The organism is Pacificoceanicola algae (assembly GCF_049341065.1).
GTDB lineage: Bacteria > Pseudomonadota > Alphaproteobacteria > Rhodobacterales > Rhodobacteraceae > Pacificoceanicola.
Map to the genome: position 1 here is coordinate 20,520 of NZ_JBMPIX010000028.1, position 22,369 is coordinate 42,888.

A 22,369-nucleotide genomic window follows, 5' to 3' on the forward strand; every position below is an offset into this window, starting at 1 on the left:
AAGCCGCCCCCGACAAGGCACGCTTATCCTGCCAGTTGGGTAAATTGCTGAATGCAGGAAGCCGTATCGCCAGAGAGTTGTTTCTTTCGGATCATGTTGGCTTCCTCTATCCCATCCAATGTGGCTTCAGCCGATCTGAAAGGCTTAATCCCGCACATGTTCCGCACGCACCGTTTGATGATTCTGTGATCCTGTTCAAATATTTGGACTTGATCGACTGTACTTTGGCTGGACAACCGAACCGCTCCAAGCTTCAGTTCATTTCTCAAAAAGAAACATCCACTTACCGTGCACGCGATTATAGGCTGAGTTCATGCGCCATGAACTCAGCGTTGGACACGTTTTTGGTTGTGCACGAACTGCGGCGATCGGCGAGTCTTTCACAACCCACCTACTCAATGTGACATGGCCAACTCGCACACAGCGCTCAACCATGATCTCTTCCAAGTCGCGACAAGAAGCCTTGTACCGCAGGTAGAAGTCAACGGTGGGCAAAACCGCTTCCTTGGGATAATGACAGCCTTTAAAGGAAATCATGAGCTGGCTTTCGACTTGATACGACCGACCGTCATTCACTCGTTAATTCAGAAAGCGTCAATGGCCGAAAGTTTGCAAAGGAACCTTGCAGGTATCCATCTGGCGCGCCGCCCGTCTTGAAACACCCACATAGAACAGGATCACCTGATGAAAGTCACAACAGCCGAATTTCCCGATGAAACAGACCGCTATGAGGCCGCGCTTGTAGGTATTGCGCAGCACGTTGCGGCCGAGAAGCCGGATTTGGTCGTTCTGTCCGAGATGCCGTTCACCCCGTGGATTTTCTGCGTTGATGAGTTTGATGCCGGACAGTGGGAGAAGGCAGTTGAAGCTCATGCCATTTGGCTTGAGCGTTTCGCAAAAGACGTAAGCGCTTCGCTGATCACGTCTCGTCCGGTCAATGTGGATGGAAAACGGTTGAATCAGGCCATCTATCTTGATGATCAGGGCCAGATTCACCCCCTGCGCAGCAAGTATTATCTGCCCGACGACTACCCGGCAGTTGAAGCGCCCTGGTTTGATCGCGGGGATGCGCCCGGTGAGGTGTTTGACCTGGGCGGGCGCCAAATCGGCGTACAGCTGTGCAGTGAGCTGATGTACGCAGAAACCCCACGCAAGCTGGGCCAAAACGGGGCAGAGATTATCGTTCAGTCGCGCGCGACTGGGGACGCACCACGCTGGCGGGCGGCTTCGATCCTGGGCGCGGGCACGTCGGGGGCCTTTGTGATCGGGGCAAACCGCCGCTCGGTCGCGCGGGATTGGTTCACCGGCGGCAGTTGGGTGTATTCACCCCAGGGTGATCTGTTGGCGGAAACGTCGGCGGACCGGCCTGTTGTCTCGGTCGAGATTGATCTTTCTCGTGCGAAAGCCGCCAAGCAGGATTACCCTGTGACGATGATCAACCGTTACGGCGAATAAGGATAGGACTACGCAATGACACGGAAACCCGATCTCGCGGCCCTTTTCGGTGCGACCGAAGCCACGACCTTTCTGGGCCTCGAAAAATGCGACGACCTGGCAGCGATTGATGCCTCATCCGCCTTTATCGGCGCGCCCTGTGCTACGCCCTATGGCTCTGTCGGGGCTTACGCCCAGAATGGGCCTGCGTCATTGCGCAAGGCTATTGCCTCATTGACGGCCAACATTGATCGGCACAATTTCGATCTGGGCGGGCCGACGTTTCCCGAAGGCTGCCGCCGCGCTGTAGATTGTGGTGATCTGCCCTGGAGCGACAGCGATTTTGCCACCAATCGGCAAACCATTCGAGATGCCATTTCCACCATTGCGGGGCGAGGTACGGTGCCCATTCTGATCGGGGGCGACGACTCGGTGCCTATCCCGATGCTGGACGCTATGGGGGACACGGGAAAATCCTATACCGTTTTGCAAATTGATGCGCATATTGACTGGCGCGACAGTCACATGGGCGAAACCTACGGGTTGTCCTCTACCATGCGTCGGGCCTCTGAGATGGATCATATTCGCAAGATCATTCAGGTGGGTGCACGTGGCATCGGATCAGGTCACTCATCGGATTTTGACGATGCGGTTGCCTGGGGCGCCAAGTTTTTCACAGGGCCGGACATCCATCGCAACGGGCTGCAGCCCGCGATGGATCAGATTGATCCTGGTGCCGAGGTGATCTTATGCATCGACATTGACGCGCTTGACCCGTCCATTGCCCCCAACACCATCGGCCGCGCTCCGGGTGGGCTGGGCTACTATCAGGTCCTGGAGTTGATCGCAGCCGTCGCTGATCGCGGCCGCATTGCGGCGGTGGATTTTGTGGAGATTATGCCAGAGGTCGATATCGACGGGATTGGTGCGTTGACGGTGTCCCGGCTGGTGGCCGCAACAATGGGGATGATTGCGCGGCAGGAAAGCTAGAACTGCGTCTGCGTTTATTAGTATGACCAATAGGACGTTTCCCGCACAGCAGACAATGCGTCTGGCGTTAATGTTGGCGCCTCAATTCTGAATGACGACGTCGTCCCGGCGTTGTCCAAATGAGCACTGGCGCGTGGTTTCTGCCTGACAAATCTGATCCGACGAAATGCCTGAACGGTAACCCGAATGTCCTGACGTGCGACAAAGGAACCTCACAACTTGCGCAAGGCCCAACGGCGCATACCTGTCTGGTATCCTTGCGCAAATGTTAACGGGTTGGGCAGCGCGAGTTCGCCTCGGACTTTCGGGCGCGTCACGATTTGAGCTTGGCGGGAAACTCAGATTGAACGCCCTTCTTTTTAGATGAGTTCGAGGGGCCTAGGCCGCTTTCGTATTGCTTGAACACGTCTTTAGCGGTTTTCACCAATGCGTCCACCGCCGAGCTGCGGATTTTCTTGCCAGAATAACAGGCCGCGTATTTATAGGACAATCTGGGTCGAAATGGTCGAATGGCGACGCCATTTGCCGCCCAAAACGGTGCGGAAAACGGTTCCAGAATCGCAATACCAAGCCCCCGCAAAACCATGGCATAGGCATTGCCGGAATTCTGCGTCTGAAATTGCTGCCGGGTATCAATCGACTGAAACAGGTCCTCGTGCTTGTCAAAACCGCGATTGGTGTCATCCAACAGGGCAATAACATTTTCCCCATTCAGATCGTCTGCTGTCACAATGGTCCGCGCCGTCAAATGATGGTCCGGCGGCAAAGCGCAGACGTAATCCACTTTGGCCAGCGTAATCTGTTCTACTCCGGGCTGATCACCAAGTTGATTGCCGATGCAGATGTCGACGCTCGGGTCGCGTGCAAGGTTGAAATAGGTGGGAATATCGGCCGTGATCAGCTGTGCCTTGATGTCCGGATAGTTGAGCGCAAACCGGGCCAGCGTTTCGGGGACCACGCTTGCAGACAGCGCAGGAAGCGAGACAATTTTCAACTCTTTTTCCCGGTTGCGGGAAATATCATCGGCTGCGTGCCGAAGCTGTACAAAGGCGGAAAAGACATCGTCCAGACGCTGATAGAACTCCATCCCCTCGGGCGTGGGTACAACACGCCCCTTGCGTCTGAGGAACAGCGGAAAATTAAGAGAGTGTTCAAGATCAGCCAACATTCGGCTGACGGTCGGCTGCGTCATGTTGAGGGATCTTGCCGCCGCAGACAGCGTCCCATTCAGGATCGTTGCGCGGAAGACCTCTAACTGACGCATGCGCATGTGTTTTTTCCTATATGCCTTTTTTGTATAACTTTATACTTCATTATCCATTGAATCAACAAATATGCGCTTGATATTGTCTCCGGAAACAAGCGGACTTTAAAATGAGAACAATCGAAATCCTGTCTGAGCTGGTGCGGTTTAACTCGGTGAGCGACCGGTCGAACCTGGAAATCCTGGGCTGGATACAGGACTATCTGGATCAACATGGAATCCGCTACTGGACCGTGTTTGACGCCAAACAGCAGAAAGCCAATCTGGTTGCGTCTGTCGGTCCGGATGTTGCCGGCGGGGTTGTTCTAAGCGGTCATACAGACGTTGTGCCGGTGGCCGATCAGGATTGGAACACGGATCCGTTCAGGCTTCATCAGCAGGATGGCAGGCTCTATGGGCGGGGCACTTGCGATATGAAAGGATTTGTCGCGTCCTGCCTGGCCGCTGTTCCGCAAATGAAAGAAGCGGGTATGCAGCGTCCGATCCATCTGGCACTTTCTTATGATGAGGAAGTCGGCTGTTTGGGCGCGCCGGACATGATCCGGGAAATGGTTAAGAAACTACCACCCATTGACGCGGTCATCGTCGGCGAGCCGACGCAAATGGAAACCGTTGCTCAACACAAGGGTTCGGTTGGCGCGATTGCCCGGTTCAGAGGGAAAAGCGCCCATTCCAGCAAACCATCTCTGGGCGTCAGCGCTATTACATATGCATCCCGGTTCATGGAGGGCGCGAACGCCTATGCAGACCGGTTGGAGGCCAAACGGGGTCAGGATTTCGGTCTGAACCCCGGTTATACAACGATCAACATGGGCACCATTTCGGGTGGAACGGCGACGAATATCGTTGCCGAAGAATGTCGCATCGACATGTCTGTCCGCTTTATGCCGGATGAGACTGCGGCGGATCACTTGAATGCACTTCAGACGCTTGTTGCAGAACAGCTGCACGATATGCGCGAGAAGTTTGACGGCAGTCAGGCTGAACTGGTGAAGACGCATGAAATTCCACCGCTCCGGCCCGAGGAAGACGGCAATGCCGTTCGTTTGTGTAACGCGTTGTCCGGCCGGAACATTGCCAAAAGTGTAAGCTATGGCACCGAAGCCGGTCAGTTTCAGGAGGCCGGGTATTCGACGGCGATCCTGGGTCCGGGATGTATCGACCAAGCTCATATGCCCAACGAATTTATCGAGGTGGATCAACTGCGGCAGCAAGATGAGTTTTTGAACCGCCTTATCGAAACGATGAAGACATGACGGTGGCGTCAAACAAAACCAACAGAAACCGGAGGAAAAAATGAATAAATGGATCGCAAGTGTTTCGCTTTCGCTCGTGATGGGGGCCGCCGCACAAGCCGAGCCCGTCACCTTGAAATTTGCCCATTTCTGGCCGACGACAGCCGCGGCTCATACTGATTTTGCGACCGACTGGACAAATCAGGTTACCGAATGTTCCAACGGCGATATTCAGTTCGAATTTCACACCGGCGGTTCGCAGCTTGGGAAAATAACCAAGCTGGAAGAGTTCACCAGAGCGGGGCTTGTCGATATCGCTCATGGCCTCAATCATGTTCCGCGCGGGCGGTTTCCACACGCGACTGTCATGGATACGCCATTGCTAGGCCGCAGTGCGTATGCGAACTCGAAGATGCTGTGGACACTCTATGAAGAAGGGCTGATTTCAGCGCCGTATGAAGGTCTTCAGGTGTTGGCTATTCATTCTCACAATGCATCCATCCTTCACACAAACGACTCCAAACAAATTCGCGTGCCCGAAGACATGGAAGGGCTTCGCTTTCGATCGGCATCCGAGTCGACCGGTTTGGCGCTAGAAGCGCTTGGCGCGGTTCCGGTTGGTTTGCCGGCCACCGAAACATACGAAGCGTTGGCCAAAGGAACAGCCGCTGGCACCTTCTTCCCTTGGGAAGCCGTGTTTGCATTCAAAATCGCCGAAGTTCTAGACTACCACACCGAGGTTCCGCTGATCGCGAGCTCTTTCTTCTTCGCCATGAACGAAAACAAGTATAATTCACTGTCTGAAGAACACCGCGCCTGTATTGATCAGGCCTCCTATGCCCCTCTGGTCGATCGGTTTGGAACCTATTGGGATGAGTGGGACAGACCCGGCCGCGATCTGGCAATCAAGGGCGGCAACGAAATCGTGACCATTTCCGAGAGCGAGATGGCATTGTGGGAAGAAGCGCTGGAGCCGGTGATCGGCACCTACTTGGCGAGCCTGAAAGAACAGGGTGTCGAAAATATTGACGACATCTACGCCCGCGCCAAGGATTTGGTCACCGAGTATCAGGCCGAGTACGAAAACCGGGCACAGTAACAAACGACGGTTCGTTCGCCATCTTTCCGGCAAGCCGCGCGTTCGGGAGGCGCACCCGCAGTCACAGAACGTCTGCACGGTGCATTTTCCGAACGCCGCCCGCTTATTCAAACAGAAAGTCGAAACTATGACTCTCTTCCGCAGCAGCCTGAAATTTCTTGCTTTGATGGGTACCCTGGCCTTTGGATTGGCGGGTCTTATCACTGTGACTGATATTCTTCTTCGGATATTCAGCAATACAGGCGTCAACGGCGTGGTTGACTACGTACAACTGTTTGTCGTCAGTGGGGCATTTCTTGGTATGCCTTACACGTTTTTCGAACAAAAACATGTGCGCGTCGAACTGGTGCTCGACCTGCTGCGGGCAAAGTGGCGACGGCGTCTTTGGATCGTCACGATACTCATTACCCTTGCCGTAGTTTGCGGCCTGTCCTGGTACAGTTGGAAAGGGATGCTGGGTGTCGTCGACCGCGGTGATATTTCGATGAACATAGCACTTCCGATGTGGCTTTATTGGCTGCCAATGGTTCTGGGGCTTGTTCTTTCCTGCGTCGCCCTCGTCGTCTTGCTGCTCAAGCCGCTCCTTCGCGGTTCCACAAATACAAATGAAAGCCTCCCACAATGACAGAGCCTCAAGTCATCGGCATCCTGGGATTTGTCTGCGCGCTCGTGCTGACGCTGCTAGGTGTTTCCGTAAGCATCTCGATGGCTGCGGTGGGCATCGTCGGCTTTGCGATCATGAACGGTTGGTTCGCCGCCGGGTTCGTGATGAGCTCCGCCCCTTTCGAAGCCGTTTTTCCATATGGTCTATCCGTGGTGCCGCTGTTCATAGCAATGGGTGTGTTCGCGGCACATGCCGGACTGTCCAGAAGCCTGTTCGACGCAGTCAATCTGCTGGTTGGCCGTTTCCGCGGCGGGCTTGCCATCGCCACGATTGGAACGTGCGCCATTTTTGGCGCGATCTGTGGTTCATCACTTGCAACGGCGGCGACCATGGGCCGAATTGCGGTTCCCGAGATGCTCAGGGCGGGCTATGCCAAGGGAATAAGCGCGGCGACAGTTGCCGCCGCCGGAACACTCGGGGTCCTTATTCCGCCCTCTGTCACATTGGTCATCTATGCGCTGTTGACCGAGACATCCATTGGTCAGCTTTTTGCCGGGGCGCTGTTGCCGGGTTTGTTGGCAACCGTGCTTTATGTCGGCGCTGTCCTGATCATGATCCGGTCAAAGCCCGATCTTGTCGCGCGCCCATCTGAGGCCGAAGCTCTTGATGGTGTCACAGCCTTCAAAGCCGTGCTTCCGGTCATTGGTCTGTTCGTCCTTGTCATTGGCGGTCTTTATGCCGGGTTCTTTTCCCCGACCGAGGCTGCGGCCGTCGGTGCGATTGGTGCATTTCTTCTGTCTTTGATGATGGGAATTACCCGGTCCGGCCTGATTGCTGCCGCGCTTGAGACAGCCCACACATCGGCCATGATCTTCATGATTTTGATCGGGGCGGCATTGTTCAATTTCTTCCTCGAAGGAACCGGGCTGACTCACTTTCTGGCGTCTTGGGTTGATGGCTCGACCCTACCGCCGGTGGTCATCATGATGATAATCCTGCTGTTCTATGTCATCCTTGGTTGCTTCATGGATGCGCTTTCGATGATCCTGCTGACAATACCAATCGTCTTTCCGATTGTGTTGTCTCTGGGATATGACGCGGTTTGGTTCGGGATCGTCATTGTATCGGTGGTCGAGATCGGATTGATCACACCGCCCATAGGAATGAACCTGTTCATCATCCAGAATGTAGCAGGCGGCGAAATCCGGCAGTCTGACATCATGCGGGGTATCCTTCCCTTCATCCTCGCAGACGTCCTGAGGCTGGTCATTCTCCTGGCCTTTCCGATGATCGCGCTTTACCTGCCGCTTCTTATGCGGGGAGGTTAGCAGGTTCCGTCGCAAAATTTTTGGATGGCAGAGCATCAATGGAATTAGAGGCCGGGTGTCCCTACTCGTTGGGTGAACTGCTGAACCGGATCGAGTCCTGGCGTGAATTGTCCTTTGCGGATCATGTTGATCAATTCCATGCCTGCCAGGACAGATGCAGTTGATCCGATGGCGGAGTTTCGAGAGGAGGCACAGCCAATATTTTTCCCAATCCAACGGTCCGGCAGCGGGCTGTTCTCAACCGCTTGGGCGGGGCACAGTCAAGGCCGTGTTAGTTCGTGTCGTCCAATGCGATCACGCGTTCAACTGCCACGTCTCCACCAAATTCAGCGCTGATGGTCAGCGTTTTGCCTGCTGAACCGACGAAATTAAACCCGATGGATTTTCCACAAACGCTGTTGCTCTCTCCTAACATGTCAAAGAGTAAAGTTTCATCAATCATCGCGTAAACACGGCAGGTGCCTTCGCTTTGGTTAGTCAACGCCTGCATATCTGTCGGCATTGCAAATTCTAAGCGCGCGCTGCGCATTCCACCTGTCGGTGTATCCAAATCCAGGAAGGATACTGAAATTTCGGCGGCTCCGGTTTCCGAAGGGCTGCCTTTCAAGTTGCGGCAAACTTGAGAAGACTCGATGTATCGCCCCGCTGCGAAATGAGAACCATCTGCCACCGTAGCCACCGCCCGAACAGGCGAGAATTTTTCAAGGCAGACCTGTCCCAGCAGATCAATTCGCCCCATATTCGGACCAAGCTTAAACTCGGCAACCAGCGGCTGCACGTTGTTGTCGATGAGAATCCTCAGCCGTTCAATTTGGTGATCATCCTGTTCGGATTGGCGAAAAAAGAACGAGGTGTCTGAGAGGGCGGGCACGTCTTGCTCGACACCGAAAGCAAAGATCTCGCTGCCATCCTTTGGGGTTGCGCCTTCTAGGTACGCCATTGAAAACGCAGGGTTCCAGGGCTCGCTCGCCGAAGAGGAAGGGGCGTCTTTCATATAGCTCGGCACCACATTCGGCATGCCGCCGGGTTTTGCCGCCAATGGCAGCGATGCCAATACAAATGCAAGCCCAAACCGGGGAATTAGACGAGACATGACGGCAGACTCCTGATGTGGGGCGTTACGTTCGGATGGTGACCTTGTTACCAGACATGCCCTCGCATTATTACCTAGCCAATCATCGGTAGAGCGATTTCTGTGATTGATATTGGATTAGCCTATAGCTCCGGAAAAAGCGCTCACAACGCTTAACGCCCGACGTTCTCATCTTCGTCATACCCTGGACAGCCCGACAGACGGGTCGAACCCAATCAGCACCGGAAAGGTGATCCCATACAGCGCCGTTACCAACAGGAACGCATACACCTGCAGGATCGAGACAACCGTGCTGGCCATCATCTTGCAAAAGATCAGCGAATAGCGTGGGATCGGGCTGGTAAGCAGAATCTTGAGCGAGCCCAGTTCGCGGTCAAAAACCAGCCCAAAGGCGGATTGCATGCTGGGCGATCTCGGCTCGGCGCGACCGACAGGTCATGCCCCCCAAGATGGATGCGCCCGGACCGGGCCATAAGCAACCGCCACAACAGCAAAAACAGCCTCGATTTCCCTGCGCCATTCGGCCCTAGCAAGGCGCGGAACGTCCCCTCCGGAACCGAAAGCGAAAGCGAAAAATTATCGAGGGTCGTTTTGGCACCATAGTTGAAATTCAGCCCCTCGACCGTCAGCACATCTTTCATTCGATCTTGATCTTCACCGTCTGCAGCTCATTCCCTGGAACACCCAGAGTATAAGTGCCCGGCTTGACGGCAAGAAAGCTGATTTCGGCGCTACCTGCCTCGTCAAACTCTAGACTATCGACGCCCAGAGGACGCAGTTCGATACCCTCGATGACGATCTCGTCGATCCAGATCGCCCGAAAAAACCCGGCGCCGTGCAGGGCCAGTTCCTGACTGCCATCGGCGGTGATCTCCAGCTCGTAATGCTTGCCCGACTGCAGGGTAATCTCGCTCCCGGCCTCCAGCAGAGGCATGCCGGCAGACAGGATCATTCCCGGGATCTCACCCGCGTTCTGCCGCGACAGGATCCCCGCCGCACCGAACCCGGCATCATCGTTATCATCATCCGCCCAGGCCGTGACAGCCATGCACATCATCAACGCTGCGGTAATTGCGGTTTTCATCGTCTTGCTCCCTGTATGAATTCAGTTCGTTTCCCGCAGGGCCGCGCCCCAGGGAAACCGGCCAACCTTGATCGTTTTGATCGGTTTCAGGCTGGCCACGTCGATCACGGTTACATCGCCCGACACGCCATTGGTCGAAAAGATCAGGCTGTCGTCACGATTGAACGCCAGATGCCACACCCGGCGCCCCACAAGGATGTAGTCGAGTACCTCAAAAGTTGCGGCGTCAACCACAGCCACATGGTTCGCCGGACCCAGCGCGACAAACACAAGGCTGCCGTCCTGCGTCATTTCAAACCCGACAGGCTGAATGCGGTCAGCATGAATGCCCGGAATCTCAAAGCTGATTTTGGCAAGCTCGCCCTGCGTGGCAGTGTCAAAAATGATGATTGTTCCACCAATTTCGGAACTAACCCACAACCGGCTACCGTCCGGTGTGAATTCAGCATGTCTGGGGCGTTGATCGACCAGCGTGTTGGCAAAGATCACCTGCGCCTCGGTGTCGATCCAATGCGCCATGTTTGTGGTTTCCGAGGTGGTAATCGCTATTTTGCCATCGGGCGATACTGCCATGCCTTCGGGTTCGATCCCCACATTGATCTCGGCGATCACGCTTTGCGTTTCGGTATCCACTACGGTGGTGATGGCGTCGTCTTCGTTGGCAATATAAAGATGGCGGTTGTCCGGGTGCAGCACAAATTGCTCAGGGTCATCACCCGAGGGCAATTCGCGCAGGATGTCTCCGCTGTCGGGGTCAATCACCTGAACCGTATCGCTGTCCGAGGCGCACAGGTATAAAACCGAATGGTCTTTAGAAAAGGTAATGCCGCGTGGTCTTTCACCAACCTGCACGGTACGAACCACTTCCAAAGTCTCCACGTCAATCACCGAGATTGTGTCATCCTTTTCATTCGACACCCAGATCTCGTCACTCTGGGCCTTGCCAGCCAGCGACAAGCCCATCAGTGCGGCCAGCAAAAGTGGTCGTTGCATCCATTGCTCCTATTCAAATTCCATGCATTGGGTCTCGCCCCGGTCCAATCCCAATGTGTCAAGTTCGCTGAACTGGTGCAGAAACCCCTCCAGTGGAGCCAAGGCCACTATCGCCTCGGGGTGGGTCAGCGGGATCGGTTGCCGCATCTGCCCGTTCCAGGACCGAAAGGACAGCCCGCGCCCCTTGAAACCAGCCAGGTTAAATTCGTCTGAAAGAAGGTATGTCCGTACGTCGCCGACCTGCACCGATTGCGACCGGGTGACCGCCTCGCCGACCGATCGAATTGCCAGCCAAGTCGCATAGTCGATCGGGCGCATGGCCCGTCCTTCGGCCTCTTGAACCACATACTCCAGTAATTCGTATTTCTGGTTCAGGAACTGTCCCGTCGTATTGTTATCTGCAATGCCTAATCTGGCACCCGCCAGACCTTCGTCGGAGGGAATTTCGTCCAGGTTCGAAAGTGTCGGAGGCCGATCCCGCACCAGCTCGATATAGGCTAAAACAATTTTGCTTTCTGCGGCCATTGCCGTGCCGCAGAAGAACATCAGCCCCATGGTAGCAGCGGCCAAGAATCCTGCCGCGATGCGCACAGAAGAGGCGGCAGTATTTATCAGAAACCTCGTCATGAGCCTATCTGATCTCGCGCAACATTTTCATCGTCATCAACGGCGCGATTTCAGCCGACTTCGGCGCACTGTAGTGTAACCCTTCAGCTTCGGCCAAGGCCTCGATTGTGCCGTCCTCCAGCAGTGTATCCAGGATGTCATTGACCCGTTGCAGTAGCGCGGCGTTCTCAGCCAGGGCCGCGATCCCGATGTCAAAGCCGATGGGATGACGCCAGCCTGCGAGTTTCAGACGGCTGATGGGGTTCTGTTTCAGATGCGCGTCGTAATCAGCCACATCAACAATGGCAATGTCGGCTTTGCCAGCCTCCAGTTCCCACAGGAATTTCTTGCCCGGCGTAAAGGTGACTGAACCTGCACGGGTTTCTTCCGGGGCTTGCATATGCACTATGACCCCTGACAGTGTGGTGCTTTGTATCGCCAGCCGACGATCGCCCAGACTTTGCAGGTCTTGCGGCTCAGGGGTGCCCTCTGAAAAAACTAAACCAATTTCCGTTCTGTAATAGGGATGACTAACGGCGACATCCTGTAACTTGACCAGCGGCGTTTTCTTTGTTCGGCGGTGTCCCGTTTCCGGGTCCTGCTCTTCATGCAGGCCAACCCATCTCGGCAAAAGCCCATGCGGTTCGCTGGGTGCCCCGACTGCGTTTTCATACAGAGGATGTGCCGGGACCAGATCACACAGTCCATAGGACAACATGGCGTAGGTGGTCTCGGTCGCGTTCACTTCCTTGTCTATGTCAACCTCGAACCAGACAGGGTCCAGTTCGAGGTTCAGCCGATCCGCGATAGCTTGGCTGATGCGGTAGTCGAAACCGCTGCCACCGTTTGCGCGAAGCCCAGACATAACGCCGGAATTCCGCGCCAGACACACGGTCAAAATTCCTTCAGCCGTCAGCTTTATTTTTTTTTTGATCCGCGCTGGCGTCCGACTTTTGCACATCAGAAAGCAAGGGATCTTTGCCACCGCGCGTCACAACGTATCGCCACAGCGCGTCCAGTTCGCCTTCTTCCAGCAGATCAGCCCAAGCGGGCATCGCCCCCTTGCCGTTGTTGACGCTGTTGTAAAACCGGTCCTGCTGCTCTTTGGGGAACTTTCTTAGGTCGTAGGTTGAGGTGCCTGCATTCACCATGTCAACGCCATGGCATTTAGAACACAGGCTTTTGTAGGCCTTCTTTCCTTTGGTCAGAAGCGGGTCGTCGCTTTCACCGGCAAACAATGGCGCTCCGACGAGCGCCATCATTGCTACCGTAAATGGCAGTGTCTTCATTACGAGTCGCTCCCTGGCAACGCAAAGGTCCATACGCTGCCTCCGGCTGAGACGTTGGACAGGCGCTCGTCACCACCCCAGATGGCGTAAACGCCACCCAGACCGTTAACGACGGTCACATACTGTTTCCCGTCCATCTCCCAGGTCATTGGCTGGCCGATGATGCCTGAGCCGGTGTTAAACTCCCACAGCTTGTCACCAGTCTCGGCGTTAAACGCCTCGAACTCGCCGGTCAGACTGCCAGTAAACACCAGATTGCCGCCCGTCGACATGACACCGGAATATCGTGGGATATCGGTTGGGCTGGACCACTTGAGATCACCGGTCATCGGGTCAATCGCACGCAGTTCGCCGCGGTGGTCTTCGGGGTAGTCCCAAGCCAATTCTATCGCCAGATAGAAGGTTCCCGCCCGATATTCTGGCTCAATCGCCTTCATCGTTGCACCATAGCGGTTGGTGTTGATGAAAACCGTATTGCTGTCGGGGCTATAGGACATGGGCGACCAGTTCTTACCACCATAGGGGCCCGGCCAGAGGTTATATTCCTCGCCGGAGACGGCCTTATGATAGACTTCGGTCAGAACCGGCCGACCTGTTTCCAAGTCGATTTTCTCAGCCCAGTTGATGTCTTCGACAAAGCCGTTGGCGGCCAGGAGTTCGCCATTGGTCCTGTCCAGCACGTAGAAGAACCCGTTGCGGTTGGCTTGCATGACAACCTTTTTGCCGTCGATCTCGGCAAGAACCAGCTCGTTTACACCATCATAGTCGAACGGGTCGTTCGGAGTGAACTGATAGTGCCACTTGATATCGCCGGTTTTGGGGTTCAGGGCCAGCAGGCTCGTGACATAGAGGTTATCTCCGGGGCGGACCATCGCGTTCCAAGGGCCAGCGTTTCCGGTGCCCCAATAGACCGTATCCAGTTCTGGATCATAGGTTCCGGTCAACCAAGCCGAGCCGCCGCCCTTCTGCCACGCGTCGCCCTCGGGCCAAGTATCGCCACCAGGCTCACCCGGAGCCGCGATGGTGTGGCGGCGCCACAAGCGTTCACCGGTCTGTGCATCATAGCCGTCGATAAAGCCGCGCGTACCATATTCGGCTCCAGAAGAGCCGACAATCACAACACCGTTCACGACCAGCGGCGCAACGGTAAAAGAATAGCCCGGCTTGTAATCTGCTGCTTTTGTGCGCCAGATTTCCTCGCCATTTTCCGGGTTCAGCGCGATCACATGCGCATCTAGTGTTGTGCGGAATAGCTTGTCATCATAAAGCGCGGCGCCGCGATTGAGTATGCCGCAACAGGCCACGCGAGGGGTCTCGGCAGGATATTCGATTTCTGCCTTCCACAGTTGTTTGCCGGTTTTTGCGTCCAGTGCAATCGTTGCCTTGTGCGTGGTCACATACATGACCCCGTTGCGGATCAGCGGAAAGTTTTCCTGCCCGCGCGTATCGGCCAGGCTGTAGGCCCAGACCGGCGTCAGGGACGAAACATTGTCCACGTTGATCTGGTCCAGCGGGCTAAAGCGTTTCTGGTCCTGGCCCATCCCGTAAGTCAGGACATCGCCGGGTGTCGCCGTATCATTTGCCAGTTCCTCCGCAGTTTGGGCCCAGACCCCTCCTGCAAAGCTGACGGTTAAGGCACCGGCCAACAGCATGCGTTTCATGTTACTTTTCCTCCGATTTCAATTAGTTGTGCAGCACCCCAATTTTCCAACTTCGATCGTCGGTGGGGTGCTTGCCTTATGCGTTTGGTCCCATTGGGATGTGCCGGTTGCGCTTTCCGGTTGCGTGAAACAATCCATTGGCAATGGCAGGCGATATCGGCGGCATGCAAGGTTCGCCTACACCTGTCGGCGGCTCCGAGAACGGGTGCTCGACAAGGATTGTCGTCACGACGGGGAAGTTGGGCGATCGCACGACATCGTAATCGTTGTAGTTAGTTTGATCGACCGCACCGTCGGTGAATGTGATCCCCGAATGCAGCGCGTTGGACATACCCTGGATGACTGCACCCTGGATTTGGCTTTCTACCCGTTCGGGATTGGCGACGAAGCCCGCATCCAGTACCACGTGCACTTCGGGGACACGAATTTCACCATCTACAACCGTGACCCTTGCCGCCGCGCCGCAATAGCTGACAAAGCTGCGATGTGCGGCCAGTCCGATCCCTTCACCTTCGGGCAATGGCTTTCCGTAGCCGATCGAATCCGCTGCTTGTTCTAGACAGTTCAACAGCCGTCCGGTTTTTATTTCGAACCCTTTTACCGGCTCGCCGTAGTTGAACCACCCGTCCGGCAGACCCTCGGCCGCCGGATCGAGCGTGCGTGGTGCCCCGATCAGTTCTTTCCACATGGTCAGTTCATCCTTGCCCAATTCACTGGCAAGTTCGGATACGAAAGACCCGATGGCCCAGGCGCGTGGGTTATTGGACACCGAGCGGAACCAGCCCAAACGGGTATGCGCCATGGCCTGTCCGTTCTCGCAACTGATGTTGGCAATATCAAAGGGCACGTCGATCAGCCCCATGCCCGGCTCGATCCCGAACTGCTGGTATCCGGTATCCGGTGCAAAGGTCGTCATCAGTGAAGGTGCGACCGAGTTATGCCGCCAGCCGGTCACCTTGTTGCTCTCATCCACCGAAACCTCAATCCGTTCGGCCGAAACGGTATGATAAAACGAGTGACGGATGTCATCTTCACGTGTCCATTGCATGCGTACAGGCACACCGGCCATTTTACTCAGCAATGCAGCTTCGGTGGCAAAATCGGCTTTGGATTTGCGGCCAAAGCCACCGCCCAGCAAGGTGACATTGACCCGGACATCCGTCGCTTCCATACCCATAGCGGCTGCCAGATCGTCGCGGGCCTGCTGTGGGTGCTGAACGGGAGCCCAGACTTCCAATTTGTTATCGGAAAAATTGGCCAAAGCCACCGGTGGCTCCATCGGGATGTGGGCGACATGGTCCTGGCTATAGGTCTGCCCGACGATTTTAGCAGCGTTTGCGAATGCACTTTCCTGATCGCCCTTGGTTCGTAGAACGGTACCTTTCTCCAGCGCCGTGGCCTTCATCTCGTCCATGTAGCTATTTGTATTGTAGCCACCGTGCGGACCATCGTCCCATTCGACCTGAAGCGCATCTCTGGCGTCAAGCGCGGCCCAGGTGTTGTCTGCAACAACAGCTACTCCACCCAAAGGCGCAAACCCTGCGGGTGGAATGGAATGCGGCAACTCGTAAACTCCAACGACGCCGGGTCTCGCCGCCACCTCTTCGCCGTTGTGCGACACTATCTTACCACCGACCACCGGTGGTCGCAGTGCCACTGCCACCTTCATTCCAGGCAACGAGACATCCGCTCCGTAGACCGCTGCTCCAGTGGTGATGTCTTTCAGATCCACAATCTGGACTTCACCTTTGCCGATATATCTGAACTGGTCCTCAGACTTATATTGTATGTCCTCGTGCGCAGGCACCGGAACTTCCATTGCGGCTTCGGCCAACTCGCCAAAGTCGGCGGAATTGCTACCCGATCTGGCTTTGTGGTTCTCGATCACCACAGCAGAGGGATCGACGCCCCATTTTTCAGCCGCCGCCGTCTGCAGCATATGGCGAATTGAGCCGCCGATCTTGCGCGCAGCCTGGATGTTGTGGCGCAAGGACCGCGACCCGTCGGTATTTTGGTTGCCGTAGCGGGCTTCGTCGCCTTCCGCTTGCACGATCTTTACGCGGCTCCAGTCGGCCTCCATCTCATCGGCCATCACCATCGGGATCGAGGTACGCGCGCCCTGTCCCATTTCTGATCGATGTGCGACCAGAGTGACGGTGCCGTCGGTGTCAATGCTGACAAAGATCAGCGGGTCTTCAACCGCGCCGCCCGGCATTTCAGATCCGCCGTGCTCCCATTTGGTAAAGGCGTGACCTTTCGTGGCAAAAGCTGCCAAGGTAAAAACAGCAGTGCCCCCCAAGAAGGCCCGGCGGCTGGTTTTTTTAACGGCGATAGTTTCAATCGCCTTGGATTTGGCATGTGTGATATATTTCAGCATGATCTCAAGCCCCCGAACTGGCAAGACGGACTGCATCGACGATGCGCTGGTAGCAGCCACAACGACAGACGTTGCCCGACATCGCGGCAAGGATTTCATCATCCGTTGGTTTGGGGTTTTCCTTCAGCAGTGATGCTGCCTGCATGATCTGACCGGATTGACAGAAGCCGCATTGCGGTACGTTCAAGTCCCGCCAAGCTTCCTGCACGGGGTGATCGCCGTTACTGTCCAGACCTTCAATGGTGGTGATCGACTTGCCAACAGCCTCACCCACTGTCATCTGGCACGACCGCTGCGCTACGCCATCCACATGCACCGTGCAGGCTCCGCACAAACCGACCCCGCAGCCATATTTAGTGCCGTTAAGTCCCGCGATATCGCGGATCGCCCACAGCAGCGGCATATCGTCGGGCGCGTCCAATTCGGACTCAGCCCCATTTATCGTTAGGCTTTTCATCTTCGCTCCTCCCACGCCGCCCGGATATACTGTTCGGGCTGGGCGCCAATTCAGTGACTAAATAAGCGATGGTTCCAAGTCACAGCTCACAGACCCCTCAGTACTTGGAAACCGGAAACGCGATCACAGGTCCCCAAGTTGCGCCGCTCCTCCATTGCACGCATTCCCGTGAACACAGAGGATGGTTGAACAACCGGGCTTCAATTCAAAGACTTATCTTTATGAAGCCCTTGGGATATTCGTTTGATCAATGGGATGTATTGCGGCGACCTATAGTGGGTATAGGCTACGGATGCGGGTCGCCTCCAAAAGGTCTATACCCTATTTTTTACCCTTCCCAACCAAGGAACACTCGCTACTGTTTCCGGTGAGAAGGCTTACAAGGAGAATGAAAAATGGCTTGGCAAAAACCCATACTGAAGGAAGTTGCTTGCGGCATGGAAATCAATATGTACGCCCCGGCAGATGATAATGAACGGGATCACGACCTGTTCTAAGCTAAGCGAGTTTGGGAGCAGGAAGAAACTCGGGCCAACATGACGTTTGCGCGCCTCCGATTGCAGATCCCGCAGAGAGTTTGGCAAACAACCAAAGGCCGCACCAAAACGGAAGGGTAAGCGGCTCTCCTAGGTTGGGTAGTGCAAAGGGGGGATCAGATCAGTTTGGCCTCCCAAAAACCTCGATCAACCAGTTCCCGAATGATTTCAAGTGTAAGCTCTTCCACGGCGCGGCAGGCGCGTGTTTTCTTTCCATCTTTTGGCCAAACGAGATAGACCGGAAGCACCAATAAGGGATCAATGATCGGTGCCCGGATCAACTCACCGCGATTGTAAAAAGTGTTGACGGCGGAGGCTGTAAAAATCCCATAGGCTGATCCTCGGGTGACAAGTTCGATAAGCTGTCGCAGCGCGTCCATTTCCTGCACCACGTTTAGCTTGACGCCAAATTCTCTTTCGTAGTTTTGGATCGTCTTTCGGAATCCAATTGACGGTAGAACCATGTCGACATTTTCAAGCTGTTTGAACGCGACTCCGTTCTCCGGCGTAAAGTCGAATGGCCAGGCATCTGGTGCCGAACAAAAATACAGCTGTTCGTCTAAAATGTGCCTTGTTTCCAGATGTTCAATTCCATCAGTGTGGTAGAGCATCGCCACGTCAACAATGCCCTCTTCGAGCCAAGGCACAAAATACCCGCTGATTGCTTCGATGACTTTCAACTGCACATCCGACAATTCGAGGCGCACTGTTTCAACCAGAGGGGTCGCCAATACCATCGTGACGGAAGGCGGCATGCCGAAACTAACCTGACCAGCGGCTGCACTTGCCAAATCCTTCATCGAGCCCATACAGCGTTCGAATTCGCGGCATATCCGATGGGCGTGCCTCAGCAAAACTTCGCCCTCTTCTGTCAGCGAGATTCCCCGCGGTGAACGGACCACCAATGTGACGTTCAGTTCATTTTCCATCCTCTGGACGATCTGCGACAAAGACGGCTGAGAAACGCCAAGGATCTGAGATGCTTCGGACAAGGACGAAGACTTTGCAATAACCGAAAAATAAGTGAACTGTTTGATGTCCATATCAATGTCTTATGTCGGGTCAGGAACGCTTGACTCAGGATCACCCCGTTGCTCTTGCATGGGCACATTCATTGGCCCCACCAGAGAATGCACGGCCCCGGTATTGAACGTCAGGAGTCGGCCCCTTGATCGCTTATTGTGGTCAAGTTTCATGGTTCGCTTCAGTCAACTTCCGGAACGCAGATTATAAGCTGTCAAATACGGAGTGGTCAACCATTTTGGTATTACCAATCCTTTTGCGATGGGTTCAAACTGACTCCCATCACCAGATCCCCGCATTCGGCGTGGCAAAGTGTCGTGACCCGGAGCTTAAGATTATCGCCAGCGGCGGATTTCAATCATGGGAAATGCAGCGGCGATCTGAGACATCTCAGCCTCTTCTGCAAGGCATAGCGCGGTTGATAACCCATCTGCCAAAGCTGCTGTGGGGGCTAACACCGCAACAGTGTCCCATTGCGGTTTGCGGCCCCTCGCGTTCAGGATATGGCTACGCCCACCAATCATCGTGCCGTTTGTCGATGACACTGCAAGCGCCCTTTGCGACAGAGTAACTTTGTCGAGCATCGCACCATCAGGAGTGCTGACGCCGATTTCCCAATCAGCATTCCCGGCACGGAATTCGCCTATATTAACAAGTGTTTCGCCGAATCCAGCTTTGGCCAGGGCTGCACTTACCAGATCTGTGACATAACCCTGGGCGATCCCGTTCAACGTCAGGCTCTGACCTGGGCCCAATGAAACAACGCCACCCATCTTCACACGGTCCCAACCGACTTGTTTCGCCGCCGCTGCACTATCGCTCCCTTTTGCCAGTGCAGCCCAGAGCGTCTGTACAGTCGGGTCAAACAAACCATTTGTACCACGATAAAGGCGGTCACACAGCTCGATCAACGCTCTAAACTGGCTTGAAGGTCGCAGAGTTCCGGCATTGTTCAAACGTGAGAGTGAACTGTCAGTTCGATAGAGACTGAATTCGGACTCAGCCGCACGCAGAACTGAAAGAGCGTAATCCAATGCCGCGTCGCCGCCTGGTCCCCGCAGCGTGATCTGAGCTTCGGCTCCCAATGCCAATCCCTGCCAACGGGTCTGCGCGACCGATGTTGCCGGGGCTGCAACGGCTGCAGCAGCAATCGCAATAAAACGCCTCCTTTTCATGCTGCTTCAATGCGGTCGCGGGCGCGGGCCGCAAGGACCAGAGGCACACATTGAGCATCGTCGTCATGGATTTTCACGCAATCCAAACACTGAAAACACTCATCATAGAGGATCTCGCCAGATTTCTGTATTGCCCCATAGCGGCACTTCACGCGGCAAAGTTGACATGGGCTACCGCATTCTACCCGCCGTGCGATCCAGTCCCTTTGGCGTAAGAGACCACCAATGGCCATCACCGCCCCCAGAGGACAGACGTAACGGCAGAAGCCTTTGAACAGCACCATAGACAAAACCAACCAGAACACAGCATAGGCGACAAACCACCATTCGCGGTCGAAATAGACGGTGATTGCGGTCTTGAACGGTTCAATCTCGGACACGACGTCCACCTGTGCGGGGTCATAGATCACGACGACAACCATACTTGCAAGGACCCAGTATTTGAGTTTTCGCAAGCGCTTGTCCCATACCGGAGAGGGCGTGACTTGCGGCAGCTTCAGCGGCGCTGCAATCTTGGCCGCAAATTCCTGAAGAGCCCCAAACGGGCAGAGCCAGCCACAAAACAATCCCCTTCCCCACCAGACAAAGCCGCCAATGGCAGCAATCCAGACCAGCAGCGAAAATGGGTCGTACAGCAGAAACGCAAAAGACCCTTCGTCGACGGCCGCCCGTATCACCGCCAAAGGTGTGACAATGGATAGTTGCCCTTGTCCCCACCAACCTACAAACCCGGTCATTCCCGCCAGCACCGTTAACCGGATCGGTGTAAAGGTTCGCAGCCCTGCCAAACGGTTTTGCTTCAAGGCCAAGACTGCGATCAACCCAACGAGGAACAGGCTTAGACCAATAAGGTCCTCTTTGCGGGTAATGAGTGCTTCTAACCAGGGCGGAGTGGGGCGAACTATCTCGGGCCTTTCAAAGAACCGTTCCGGGGTCTTGTGGGTGACGGAAAACGCAGCCTCACCGATTTGAGGCATGATCGACCGGCTCTCGCGGATCGCCAGCAACTCGAGCTTCCAATCTTCGGTCGGATCGAAACCCAACCGCCGGTCGACACGCAGGATCATCCCCTTTCCAGCCGGTGCGTCCGCATGGGGAACAAGCGTGATATCGGCGTCTTTCACTGAGACAGGAAACCCACCTTGTGACAATTTCAACAGATCGGGCGCACCGCTGGGTACAAACCCGTCGCCGACCAACCCGTGGCGTCCTGCTTCGATGACAAGTAGAAGTTCATCGTTTTCGAATAATTCAGAGAGCCGTGCCAATTCAGACTGCGTGATCTGGGACAAAGCTGCCCTTGCTATGGCGGGTGGACTGATATCGACGATCCAGAGATCAATAAACAAGGCATCAAGCGCTGCCTCTGCCTGGCTATCGCTCTCGGCCCAGATCGTTCCCGCAAATGCCTCTTGCAATTGTCCATTTGTTACTTGGAATCGCTGGACAATCCCTTGCTCCACCAATTGAGCCCAACTCAACACGTCGTCGGTTTCAACGGCAACTGGGGGCGGTCCCAGGCGAACACCCTGCATCTTTTCCCGTGCCACTGACATCGCCGCACCCATAAGGCTTTCATGGGCAATCCTGACCGAGGCTGTAGCCCGTGCAATCCCGTGGAGCTTCACTTGCCCCGGCGCTGTCCCTTGATCGTCAAACGGCGCCCCGACAACCATTGGAGTGGTTATCGAACGGCCCTTATATTGTTCGAAATACTTGTGGAATGCCGCTTCTCCGATACCCGACTTGAAAATCGGTTCGCTATGATCAAGCAGGCGCACATCTAAGATGTTCGTTTCCAAGTCCAACGTCACCAACATATTGATCGGCGCGCCGGAAAAGCCTGGAATCGGAGCCAGCGGAAAGGTCTCAAAGATGTACCCCGCATCCACACCCGCTGTATTGACGATTGTATAGACACCTTTGTCGTTCACTGGCTGACCCAGCTTGTAAGGTGGTATCACCAAAGCAGATAGCTCCGGCCGTTTCATCGGTTCGGCATTGAGACCGAAGGCGGGCGTCAGTACAGAAGCAATTAGAAGAACAAACAGGAATCGCCGCATACGAGGATCGTATAGGGCTGACTCAATACTGAGAACCGCGAGGTGTTTGGCTATTGCT

Annotated in this window: 22 protein-coding genes and 1 pseudogene; 7 read left to right on the forward strand and 16 right to left on the reverse strand. The window is 55.2% G+C overall.

Going from position 1 to position 22,369, the window contains the following annotated elements; all coding sequences use genetic code 11:
- Positions 1–23: 23 nt before the first annotated feature.
- Positions 24–537, reverse strand: a pseudogene (locus ACOYQJ_RS23115) (transposase domain-containing protein).
- Between the two features lie 147 nt (positions 538–684).
- Between ACOYQJ_RS23115 and ACOYQJ_RS23120 the strand changes: the two are divergent.
- On the forward strand, positions 685–1,455 hold the full coding sequence (locus ACOYQJ_RS23120; RefSeq protein WP_422908289.1) for a carbon-nitrogen hydrolase family protein: 771 nt from the start codon (positions 685–687) through the stop codon (positions 1,453–1,455).
- 15 nt (positions 1,456–1,470) lie between these two features.
- Positions 1,471–2,424, forward strand: a complete 954-nt coding sequence (locus ACOYQJ_RS23125; RefSeq protein WP_422908290.1) for an arginase family protein — start codon at positions 1,471–1,473, stop codon at positions 2,422–2,424.
- Positions 2,425–2,737: 313 nt separating this feature from the next.
- Here ACOYQJ_RS23125 and ACOYQJ_RS23130 read toward each other — a convergent pair whose 3' ends face one another.
- The gene (locus ACOYQJ_RS23130) at positions 2,738–3,694 is read right to left on the reverse strand and encodes a LysR family transcriptional regulator (RefSeq protein WP_422908291.1); all 957 of its coding nucleotides are present in this window, start codon (positions 3,692–3,694) and stop codon (positions 2,738–2,740) included.
- A gap of 104 nt (positions 3,695–3,798) precedes the next feature.
- On the opposite strand from ACOYQJ_RS23130, the gene argE reads away from it, so the two are divergent.
- The 4 genes from argE (at position 3,799) to ACOYQJ_RS23150 (ending at position 7,954) form a co-directional block, all read left to right on the forward strand.
- Positions 3,799–4,944, forward strand: a complete 1,146-nt coding sequence (gene argE, locus ACOYQJ_RS23135) for an acetylornithine deacetylase (RefSeq protein ID WP_422908292.1) — start codon at positions 3,799–3,801, stop codon at positions 4,942–4,944.
- A 40-nt stretch (positions 4,945–4,984) separates the two neighbouring features.
- Positions 4,985–6,022, forward strand: coding sequence for a TRAP transporter substrate-binding protein (locus ACOYQJ_RS23140; protein WP_422908293.1), 1,038 nt, complete (start codon positions 4,985–4,987; stop codon positions 6,020–6,022).
- Positions 6,023–6,149: 127 nt separating this feature from the next.
- Positions 6,150–6,647, forward strand: coding sequence for a TRAP transporter small permease (locus tag ACOYQJ_RS23145; protein ID WP_422908294.1), 498 nt, complete (start codon positions 6,150–6,152; stop codon positions 6,645–6,647).
- Positions 6,644–7,954 carry a TRAP transporter large permease gene (locus ACOYQJ_RS23150; protein ID WP_422908295.1) on the forward strand — a complete coding sequence of 437 codons (1,311 nt, stop codon included), beginning with the start codon at positions 6,644–6,646 and terminating at the stop codon, positions 7,952–7,954. The genes ACOYQJ_RS23145 and ACOYQJ_RS23150 overlap by 4 nt, the downstream gene beginning before the upstream one ends.
- Before the next feature lie 271 nt (positions 7,955–8,225).
- Here ACOYQJ_RS23150 and ACOYQJ_RS23155 read toward each other — a convergent pair whose 3' ends face one another.
- From ACOYQJ_RS23155 to ACOYQJ_RS23205, 11 genes are all read right to left on the reverse strand, one after another.
- Positions 8,226–9,047 carry a thiosulfate oxidation carrier protein SoxY gene (locus ACOYQJ_RS23155; protein WP_303958713.1) on the reverse strand — a complete coding sequence of 274 codons (822 nt, stop codon included), beginning with the start codon at positions 9,045–9,047 and terminating at the stop codon, positions 8,226–8,228.
- Positions 9,048–9,224: 177 nt separating this feature from the next.
- Positions 9,225–9,449 (reverse strand): ABC transporter permease subunit, encoded by a 225-nt coding sequence (locus ACOYQJ_RS23160; protein WP_303958711.1) that lies wholly within the window; start codon positions 9,447–9,449, stop codon positions 9,225–9,227.
- Positions 9,362–9,688 carry an ATP-binding cassette domain-containing protein gene (locus ACOYQJ_RS23165; RefSeq protein WP_303958709.1) on the reverse strand — a complete coding sequence of 109 codons (327 nt, stop codon included), beginning with the start codon at positions 9,686–9,688 and terminating at the stop codon, positions 9,362–9,364. Before ACOYQJ_RS23165 ends, ACOYQJ_RS23160 begins: the two co-directional genes overlap by 88 nt.
- A complete protein-coding gene (locus ACOYQJ_RS23170) occupies positions 9,685–10,131 on the reverse strand; it encodes a cupredoxin domain-containing protein (protein ID WP_303958708.1) in 447 nt (148 codons plus the stop codon). The genes ACOYQJ_RS23165 and ACOYQJ_RS23170 overlap by 4 nt, the downstream gene beginning before the upstream one ends.
- Positions 10,132–10,152: 21 nt before the next feature.
- A complete protein-coding gene (locus ACOYQJ_RS23175) occupies positions 10,153–11,124 on the reverse strand; it encodes a YVTN family beta-propeller repeat protein (protein WP_303958707.1) in 972 nt (323 codons plus the stop codon).
- A gap of 9 nt (positions 11,125–11,133) precedes the next feature.
- Complete coding sequence (locus ACOYQJ_RS23180) at positions 11,134–11,694, reverse strand: type 1 periplasmic-binding domain-containing protein (RefSeq protein WP_422908296.1); 561 nt, start codon at positions 11,692–11,694, stop codon at positions 11,134–11,136.
- Between the two features lie 61 nt (positions 11,695–11,755).
- A complete protein-coding gene (locus ACOYQJ_RS23185) occupies positions 11,756–12,715 on the reverse strand; it encodes a substrate-binding periplasmic protein (RefSeq protein WP_303958704.1) in 960 nt (319 codons plus the stop codon).
- On the reverse strand, positions 12,636–13,019 hold the full coding sequence (locus ACOYQJ_RS23190; RefSeq protein ID WP_303958703.1) for a c-type cytochrome: 384 nt from the start codon (positions 13,017–13,019) through the stop codon (positions 12,636–12,638). Before ACOYQJ_RS23190 ends, ACOYQJ_RS23185 begins: the two co-directional genes overlap by 80 nt.
- On the reverse strand, positions 13,019–14,680 hold the full coding sequence (locus ACOYQJ_RS23195) for a PQQ-dependent dehydrogenase, methanol/ethanol family (RefSeq protein WP_303958701.1): 1,662 nt from the start codon (positions 14,678–14,680) through the stop codon (positions 13,019–13,021). Before ACOYQJ_RS23195 ends, ACOYQJ_RS23190 begins: the two co-directional genes overlap by 1 nt.
- A gap of 76 nt (positions 14,681–14,756) precedes the next feature.
- Positions 14,757–17,057 carry a xanthine dehydrogenase family protein molybdopterin-binding subunit gene (locus tag ACOYQJ_RS23200; RefSeq protein WP_303958699.1) on the reverse strand — a complete coding sequence of 767 codons (2,301 nt, stop codon included), beginning with the start codon at positions 17,055–17,057 and terminating at the stop codon, positions 14,757–14,759.
- Between the two features lie 4 nt (positions 17,058–17,061).
- The gene (locus ACOYQJ_RS23205) at positions 17,062–17,514 is read right to left on the reverse strand and encodes a (2Fe-2S)-binding protein (RefSeq protein WP_422908297.1); all 453 of its coding nucleotides are present in this window, start codon (positions 17,512–17,514) and stop codon (positions 17,062–17,064) included.
- A 395-nt stretch (positions 17,515–17,909) separates the two neighbouring features.
- On the opposite strand from ACOYQJ_RS23205, the gene pqqA reads away from it, so the two are divergent.
- Positions 17,910–18,011 (forward strand): pyrroloquinoline quinone precursor peptide PqqA, encoded by a 102-nt coding sequence (pqqA, locus tag ACOYQJ_RS23210; RefSeq protein ID WP_303958695.1) that lies wholly within the window; start codon positions 17,910–17,912, stop codon positions 18,009–18,011.
- A 155-nt stretch (positions 18,012–18,166) separates the two neighbouring features.
- Here pqqA and ACOYQJ_RS23215 read toward each other — a convergent pair whose 3' ends face one another.
- From ACOYQJ_RS23215 to ACOYQJ_RS23225, 3 genes are all read right to left on the reverse strand, one after another.
- Positions 18,167–19,093: a LysR family transcriptional regulator gene (locus ACOYQJ_RS23215; RefSeq protein ID WP_303958693.1), complete on the reverse strand. Its 927-nt coding sequence runs from the start codon at positions 19,091–19,093 to the stop codon at positions 18,167–18,169.
- A 315-nt stretch (positions 19,094–19,408) separates the two neighbouring features.
- A complete protein-coding gene (locus ACOYQJ_RS23220) occupies positions 19,409–20,248 on the reverse strand; it encodes an FAD:protein FMN transferase (protein ID WP_303958691.1) in 840 nt (279 codons plus the stop codon).
- A complete protein-coding gene (locus tag ACOYQJ_RS23225; RefSeq protein WP_303958689.1) occupies positions 20,245–22,311 on the reverse strand; it encodes a 4Fe-4S binding protein in 2,067 nt (688 codons plus the stop codon). Before ACOYQJ_RS23225 ends, ACOYQJ_RS23220 begins: the two co-directional genes overlap by 4 nt.
- Positions 22,312–22,369 lie beyond the last annotated feature (58 nt).